Raw genomic sequence first — 2,586 nt, 5'->3', positions numbered from 1 at the left:
TTCTGCCTCGACGAGCCACCGGGCAATTTCTATCTCTACAAGGCCAAGGCCGAGAGCAGCTTTCTCAAGGCCTTTGTGCTGTACCAGGGGCAATTCCACCGCGCCGTTCGCAAGGGCAATCTCGAGACGCTCAAGGTCATCGAGCAAGGCGCGCAAGCGATCAGCCCCAACGAAGAGGCCGCGCTTCGTAAAAAATGGTTTGGCACGCCGCTCAATCTCGGCGCCTATGGCCGCTATCTGGGCTGGGGCGTTCTCGCCGCCCTGCTGCTCAGCGGCCTGCTGGCCGCCTGGAACCTGACGCTGCGCCGCCAGGTGATGGCCAAGACGTCGACGCTCAAACAAGCCTTGCAGGATTTGCACAAGGCGCATCAGATCACCCAGAAGACCCAGGAAAACCTGGCCGCGACGCTGCGCGCGATCCCCGATCTGCTCTTCGAACTGGATGCCGACGGCCGCTACATCGATGTCTTTGCCAACCAGGAGGCGTTGCTCGCCAGCCCGAAGGAAGGCCTCATCGGCAAGCGGGTCGACGAGATTCTGCCGGCCGACGCCGCCCGCACGGCGATGGCCGCGATAGCTGCCGCCATCGAACAGGGCAGCGATTACGGTCGGACGATCAGCCTGCAACTGGGCGACAAAACGCACTGGTTCGAGCTCTCGGCCACACGCAAGGCAGCGGAAGCCGATGGCCGCGGCCATGTCATGGTGCTGTCCCGCGACATCACTGAGCGCCGGGAGACCGAGCAGGCGCTGCTGGAGGCCAAGGAGGCCGCGCTCCAGACGGAACGGGACCAGCATTTCCGCCTCCTTTTCGACGCCGCGCCGGTCGCCCTCTCCTATGTCAGGGGCGAGGAAATCGCCCAGATCAACCGACGTTTCGTTGAGTTGTTCGGCTATCGCCGCGAGGAAATTCCCAACCTCGATGCCTGGTGGGTGCGCGCCTATCCCGATCCGGTCTATCGCACCTGGGTGATGCAAACCTGGCAATCGGCCATCGAACGGGCGAGCACGACCGCCGGCGCCCTCGACAGTCTGGAGTATCGGGTAACGACGCGAGACGGCCGGGAATTGACCCTGCTCATCGGCGGCCAGTTGATCGACGAGGGGATGATCGCCACCTTTACCGACATCTCGGCGCAAAAGGCGGCGGCCGCCGCCTGGCAGGACGCCAAGGAAATTGCCGATGCCGCCAACGTGGCGAAGAGCACCTTTTTGGCCAATATGAGCCATGAAATCCGGACGCCGATGAACGCCATCCTCGGCTACCTCTATTTGCTCGGCAAGACGCCCTTGCTGCCGGAACAAGCGAACCGCCTGGCCAAGATCGAAGGGGCCGGCAAGCACCTGCTGTCGATCATCAACGACATTCTCGACATTTCAAAGATCGAAGCCGGACAACTGGTGCTCGAACAAGCCAGCTTCCCGCTCAGCGGCATCATCGATCACGTCCGTTCAATCATTGCCGAATCGGCCAGTGCCAAGGGGCTGACCGTCACGGTCGACTACGGCACGGTGCCCGCCATGCTGCGCGGCGACGCCACCCGGTTGCGCCAGGCCTTGCTCAATTTCGCCAGCAACGCCGTCAAATTTACCGATCAGGGCGGCATCACGCTGAGCGCCCGTCGCATCGAGCAGCGGGGAGCGCAACTGCTGGTCCGCTTCGAAGTCAAGGATACCGGCATCGGAATCCCGCCCGAAAGCCACAAGCAGTTATTCCAGGCCTTCAAGCAGGTTGACGCTTCAACGACACGTAAATATGGCGGCACCGGGCTCGGCCTGGCGATTACCCAGCGTCTGGCCCAGCTCATGGGCGGCGAAACCGGCTTCACCAGCCAGGTCGGCGTCGGCAGCACCTTCTGGTTCACGGCACGCCTGGAACAGGGGGAGGAGATGCACCGGAAAACGCCCGCTATGTCCTCGCCCCCGGAAAAAGCCATCGCCCGCCACCATGCCGGGGCGCGCATCCTGCTCGTCGAGGACGACCCGATCAACCAGGAACTGACTTGCGAACTACTCAAAGAAACCGGCCTGCACGTCGACATCGCCGAAAACGGCCGGCAGGGCGTGGCCAAGGCAGCCAGCATGAATTACGCGCTGATCCTGATGGACATGCAGATGCCGGTGATGGGCGGCCTGGAAGCCACCGCCATCATCCGCAAGATGCCGGAACGGGCGTGGACGCCGATTATCGCCATGACCGCCAACGCCTTCGATGAAGATCGGGAACGCTGCATCGGCGCCGGCATGAGCGACTTCATCGCCAAGCCGGTCATCCCGGAAATTCTCTACGAAACGCTGGCCAAGTGGCTGGCCGTCGCCAGGAGCTGACGGGCCGCCGTATTTCATTTTTGGGCATTTTTTCCGGTTGACCGTAGCCCACGGCAAAACGCTTCACCCCGGTGTTCGGCGCCAGGCCAGCAAGAGCAAGGTGAGCAAACAGAAGACCGCCCCGGCATAAAAGGTAAACGCAGCGCCGTAGACATCCCACAGCCAGCCGGCGCAGAGGCTGGCCAGCAACATCGCCAGCCCGCTGAGCAGATTGAAAAAACCGAAAGCCGTGCCGCGCAAATCGGCCGGCGCCGTGGC

1 protein-coding gene and 1 pseudogene are annotated in these 2,586 nt (G+C 62.8%); one reads left to right on the top strand and one right to left on the bottom strand.

Features of this window, described 5'->3' with window-relative positions; all coding sequences use genetic code 11:
- The coding region (locus ADADOO_RS13420) for an ATP-binding protein (RefSeq protein WP_511278008.1) at positions 1-2,328 on the top strand (2,328 nt) is incomplete at its 5' end.
- Positions 2,329-2,391: 63 nt separating this feature from the next.
- On the opposite strand, the pseudogene ADADOO_RS13415 reads toward ADADOO_RS13420, so the two are convergent.
- Positions 2,392-2,586, bottom strand: a pseudogene (locus ADADOO_RS13415) (MFS transporter); the annotation flags it as partial.

It is taken from the genome of Azonexus sp. (assembly GCF_036170495.1).
Classification (GTDB): Bacteria; Pseudomonadota; Gammaproteobacteria; order Burkholderiales; family Rhodocyclaceae; genus Azonexus.
Note: the sequence above shows the minus strand (reverse complement) of the source record. Positions and strands in the feature narration are given on the sequence as shown.